The organism is Sinomicrobium halophytocola (assembly GCF_052983395.1).
Genome location: NZ_JBRKIT010000015.1, coordinates 1 through 6,089, shown reverse-complemented (window position 1 = coordinate 6,089; position 6,089 = coordinate 1). Strand labels below are relative to the sequence as shown.

General features: G+C 45.6%; 2 protein-coding genes and 1 pseudogene. All 3 read right to left on the bottom strand.

Annotation, left to right across the window (positions count from 1 at the left end; all coding sequences use genetic code 11):
* Nucleotides 1–1,115 (bottom strand): transposase (locus tag ACVBDY_RS05770; protein WP_123218450.1); only part of this gene is annotated, 1,115 nt, incomplete at its 3' end.
* 206 nt (nt 1,116–1,321) lie between these two features.
* Nucleotides 1,322–4,936 (bottom strand): SusC/RagA family TonB-linked outer membrane protein, encoded by a 3,615-nt coding sequence (locus ACVBDY_RS05765; RefSeq protein ID WP_123217841.1) that lies wholly within the window; start codon nt 4,934–4,936, stop codon nt 1,322–1,324.
* A 544-nt stretch (nt 4,937–5,480) separates the two neighbouring features.
* Nucleotides 5,481–6,089 (bottom strand): annotated as a pseudogene (locus ACVBDY_RS05760) (hypothetical protein); the annotation flags it as partial.

Here is a 6,089-nt window from a genome sequence, read left to right as displayed (position 1 = left end):
TTGATATATTTCTGATTTTTGTTCAAGTGTGGGTTGATCCCAAAGGTTGAAAAAAATCGGTTCATGAGTAAAGCGTTGTGGTTCATGGTCTTGATGTCTGTCATAGAGAACGCTCCGCGTTGTTCTTTGGGAATGTTTAACCAGTGAGCTGCCTTGGCGAGATTGGTAGCGGTCAGTGCCATATTGAAGTGGAAGTCGAGTTTGTTCTCACTACGGGCCTGACAGTTTTCCAGTGTGGTATGTTGTTTGGCATCCCGATAGATGAACTCGATCTGGAAACGTAGGCGGTAATACTTCACTATGGTTGTTGCATTGAATGTTGTGTTGGTAGAAAAATACAGCTTATATTTTTTCCCACAAGGTACCCGTACCACCCTGATATTGCGTTCCAAGGCTACCGAATAGAGTACGGCAGTCATGGCCAGAGTCCCGTCTTCCAGTTCCACGGTTTGGAAATGGTCATCACGGATGTCTTTATGTATGACTTTACCATCATATTTTTTGGGCCTGCCCCTGCCGCTTTTTTTGGGGCCAAGGTAGAGGTCTCTGAGATTGGCATCGTCCCGCAGCCTACCCACAAAATGGAATCCTGCCCCACAAACAGTATCGATAAAGGTCTTCTTGGTGAACCAGGCATCGGCTACCACCACACGGGAGAGTCCGGATAAGCTATTGCTGGAGGTAGCGAAACAGTCCGCATAAAGTTCGGCCAGTGATTTATCACAAGACGCATCGGTTAGCGTCTGGCGGGCATCCAAGTGAAAACCGGTATGGTTGTCCACATCAATGGCGGCCATGCCCAGGAGTTCCAGTCCGCGTTTGACCCCTCCGGCCTGTCCTGACCAGAAATAGCCGAGCCCCGGGGTTTTCTTGCCTGATTTGGCAATGTAACTGGGATCGATGGCAATCACGTAATGTCCGCTGCCGTGCTGTTGGACCAGTTCTTTATTGAACCCAAGGAAATCGAAAGGCTTTTCGAATTGGATACGAAAACGCTGTTCACTATATTTGCTGTATCTTTCCAATTGTCGGAAGTTGATACGGCCCTTGATGGACAAGAACAGGGTGAAAGTCTCCACCATGAAACGCTGCCTGGAGGCGTTGATATTTTGCATATTAAACAATATGTTGACTATCTATGTTTTGTATAGGTTATAACCCTTGGTGACCATATCTTATAAACGTCTTGGAAAATACTATTAAAATACTGAAAACCAATTGTTTATTAAAATTTTCTCATCCCTTTTTATACACTTATTTCATTATAAATCAGAAACTTTTATCAAAGTGTAACACAGTATTGTGGTTACATCATTACTTTTTAGAAGTTTAACGTAAACCCGAGGCTGTATGATGGTTGAAGGGGAAAATACCGCACACCCAACCCGTGTGACTCGGGGTCTATGCCTTCCCTGTTCCTGGTAACGAGGAAGAGGTTATTCCCCCTCAGGTTAAAACGCGCCCCTTTTATAAAGGTTTTTTTCAGGGCGTGTTGAGGTATGGTATAGGTAAATATCAACTCGCGAAGTCTGATAAAGTCCCCGGGAATAACATTTTTAGTGCTGTATCGAAGTATGCTCTGCTGGTAAAAATAATATTCCTGTACATCAGGAATACCGGTATGGGCCTCATCACCGGGCTGTTTCCAACCCTTGGCTGCATCGGCATGTACGTAGGCAGGAGTCTGGTATATACCGCCCGTACCATTATAAGAATCTTTTAGCAATACATGCCCGCCACTTCCCACAAACATAAACGACAACCCGAAAGGGCCATACGTAAGGTTATTGATCACACTCCCCGAATACACAGGCACTGCGGTTCCGCCATTATGCAAATCTCCTGCGTTAATCCGGTCAACGACCTCCGGGTTAAGGCCCGGGGTCAACACGAGTTCTTCCCCGTTCCCGGTAGTGATCATTGGATATCCTTCTTCGTTAAGCCCGGCATATGTATATATGTAAAAGCTATTGGCCGGCATCCCTTCAAAATTTCTGACCCCTGCGGCGTAATAGGGTGTTGACACATAAAGTTCATCCCTGTAAATCCTGGTTACCATATTTTTGTTGTGATTGAACGTAATCCTGGTTGACCAATTGAATTTTTCTGCCCGGACATTAACAGTGTTCACCCCAATTTCAATCCCCTTGTTGTCTATATTGGCTTCGTTGTACTCCAGCGTGGAAAATCCCTGCGTGGGGTCTGCTATGCCTACAGCCAAAAGATCCCTGGTCCGTTTGATGTAATAGTCCAGGCTAAGGCCTATCCGGTTATTGAAGAGACCGAGGTCCAACCCTGCATTGATGGTTGCTGTTTTTTCCCACCGCAGGTCATTTATGGCCGGCGTAATTATTTTCAGCGCCGGGCTGTTTAAAGTATAGGGAATTGTGAATTCTGCCATATTAAACGGTCCATACCTATTGGAAATGTTTCCGTTAATACCATAAGACCCTCTCAATGCTATATTATTAAAGACAGTGCTATTAAAGAAACCTTCTTCCGACAGGCGCCATTTGCCTCCCACAGACCAAAACGGCTTGTATCGGTACCTGGGATCGGTACCAAAGAGGTTTGATTGGTCCAGCCGCACACTCCCCGAAAGGATATACCGGTTTTTAAAACTATAGGTATAATTGCCGTACAGGGAGAAATAACGGTTAAGGGTTTCTTCAAAATTATCTGAAAAATCCAATTTATCGCTTCTGCCACCGGGGTGGTTGGTATCACTTGTCGGAAATTGTGACAGTCTTTTTTTATCGATGGGATGAAATAACCCGGATGACTCATCATACCCGAATCGATCTGTAATAGTACCCTGGCCGAATACATGCCGTATTTCCGAACCCGCAATAGCCGCTATACTGTGCTCTCCGAAAGACCTGTTGAAATCCAGTTGCCCCCTCAGGGTATATGACCTTCTGTTTCTCCGGGTTTCTATCCGGCGCCCTCCGGGAGGGATCGGTAATGTACCGGGGTCCCCGTTATATTCATAGGGCGACATATTATTGATAAGCGATTTCATGATCCAGGAATCCTTCTTTCGCAAATCTCTCTCCACGGAACTTCCTGTTTCGTACTGGAAGTTAAAATTGCCTTTCAGGTCATTGCTGAGTTTGGCATTGAGCCGGAGCTGTAACCGTATTGCTAAATTTTCGGCATTTATGGTTTGCATACCCAACTCCTTAAGGGGGTAAAAAGTCTCGTCATATAACCCCATATCTATAAGCCGTCGGATCTCCTCAGGCTCTTTTCCATCCCATAACCCGTTATTGTCCGTAGGATGGTTCCTGTACGGCAATAACACTGGGAGGGCATTACCTTCTTCGTCGACCAGACTCTCATAAGGAGAGATATTTTTTATATAAAACTCATCAAAAGGGGTGCTTTCGGAACTATTAATCACCACATTCCCGGCTATATCCAGGTCTATCCCCTTCCCCAGATCAATATTGTTTACAATATCAAAAATCAGATTATCGTCCTTTTGCCCTACTTTATTCCCCTTGTTGGCCGTATAGTTGAGGGTACTCCTGAACGTGTGCCTTTCGCCCCCCCCGTTCAGGCTCAGGTTACTCTGATTCTGAAAACCGTTCCGGTAAAAGTGTTTTTTCCATTGTCCTGTATTGTCGATACCCTTTAACCTGTTAAAGACTTCTTCGGCTTCTGCCTGGCTCATCCGTCCTTCGTTAACCATGGCTACCGTATTATAAACCTGGTTCCTGGGAGCCACCATGGACTGGCTCCTTCTTCCCCCATCTTCCAGGTATTGCCGATAGGTCCGGGCATTGTTGTCTTCGGCATAGCTTCTTTCGATATCCACCAAATCGGCAGAACCTATGCGATTAAGCCTGTAAGCCAGGTCCGGCCGGCCGGTAATTGTCAGCTCGTTCCGGTAATTTACCCGAACTTTCCCTTTTTTCCCCTTTTTCGTGGTAATTACAAGCACTCCGTTAGCTGCACGGGAGCCGTAAATAGAAGCGGCGGCAGCATCTTTTAGTAAGGTTATCGTCTCTACCTCATAAGGGTTTATCGAACGGATGTCGGCTTCCAGCGGAAAACCATCCACCACAATAAGCGGAGAGGAATCCCCCGCCAAAGTAGAAATACCCCTTACCGTATATTTCGTTTGTCCCTCGTTTTGAGGGTCTGCGGCAAAACTGAGGCCCGGGAACATCCCCTGCAAAGCCTGCATCAGATTAGCCTGCCCTTTCTGTTCGAGTTCTTCGCCTGTTATGGTTTGAGTTGCCCCGGTACTTTTGTTTACCGAGAGTTCCTGGTAGCCTGTGACCACGACCTCTTCCAGCCTGGCGGCCTGTTCCTCCAGTTGTACATCAATAACAGATGAGCCTGCTTCAACAATGATTTCCCGGGGAGCAAAGCCTATAAAAGTAAAAGACAAGACCCCTCCGGCAGCAACCTCTATACGGTAATTCCCGTCAAAGTCGGTAACAACCCCGTTCTCACTCCCCCTGACCAAAACCGTAACCCCGGGGAGCGGGTTTCCTTCGCCATCGGTAACTGTTCCCCGAACCTCAACTGTTTGCAGTATTGTAGTTGCTCCAAAAACCGCTTCCTTTTCTCTTACAATAATCGTATTATTATAAAATTCATAGGAGAAATTCCCCGGGGCCAGAACCCTATCCAGCAAATCCCCTACACTGATCTCTCCCCCGGCTATCTCTGTATGAAAGGTCTCTTCCAGAAGATCGGGACGATAAATAAACTCGTAATCCGTCTGGCTTTCGATCAGGCGGAAAACTTCTTTTACGGATAAAACAACATCCGTGTCAATACGCACCCGGGCATTCTGGGAAAATCCCTCGTAAGGCCCCAGGCCAAAGGCCAGGGTGCAGTAAAAAAAGATAATGCTTTTCATTCCCATCAACAGCAACCCTTCCCGGTCTAAACACCTCCCCCTTTTCCGTTTAATTTTCATATATTTGTAGTGTGGTTAGTTAATATTCCTTAATTAATCGTTTTACAAGGAATAAAGCCGCTCCGTGGAAAAGATGCCGGCTTTGTTCCTTTTTCTATTTCTCCCCGAATGAGGTAAAAGACTCCTTCCTACGGATTATTTCCATAAGTTCCTCATCGGACAATACAGGCAGAAAGGCCTCCGCCTTTTTCCAATGTTCTTTTAAAAGTTCCAATTCATCCATATAAAGTAATACCAGGAGTCACATGACAGTGTTTAAATATCGAAGGGGCGTTTTTATACACCTTTATTTGGCCTTATAAGCCGGGCTCTTCACTATAGATATTACAATTTCCTAAAAATGGGTGACAAGGATTAACATGAATTTTATCCCTCAGGTACTTCGACAGGTGATACACTGAGTACCGAAGTGCCCAGTACAGGTATACTCAGGACATCGCCTATGATCTTTTCATGTGTATTCCGAAAACTAAATTCAAACAGCTTCTAACAAAAAAAGCGCCCTTGCGGACGCCTTCTGTTATTCTTTAAAAAATGAACTCGTTTATTTCCAGGATTCGACCGGCCCCGGATGAAGGTGCACTTCAAACTGTTCCGCTTCCTCTCTGGTACTGTCATCCAGGTTAATCAGGGTTGTATTATCTTTCTCAGACAACTGCAGATAACCATACCTACCTGCCGGCGTCCTGTCGCGAAAAGCTACGATATCGCCGTCTTCAATAATACCTGAATGGTTACCCTCTTTCTTTTTGACAAGGACAAGTTCCAAACCGGGTAATTGCAACTCCTGGAATTTCGGAAAATAACGATATGCTCCGTCATCTGACTCCTTCCTGCTCCAGAAATTATTAAGGTGCTCACTTATTTCTACCCGGACGGGCCCTTCTTTTAACTCAAAATAATTGTCACGCTCCCCGAGATTGACCATATTAAACCAGGTATTTTCGCCCGCAGACGAAGCAGAAACGGTTAACCAATCATTAGTTTCGGAGGTGTTCCAGGCGATAAATTTTCCGGTGCTCACAGCTTTTAATGACATACGGTCGTACTTTCTGGTCTTCATACTCGCTTTTGGCGTAGATGCATCGGAATAGAAACTCCCCTCCACGGGGTAATGATCCGAAAAATCGACGAAATAATCTTTTTTGACATC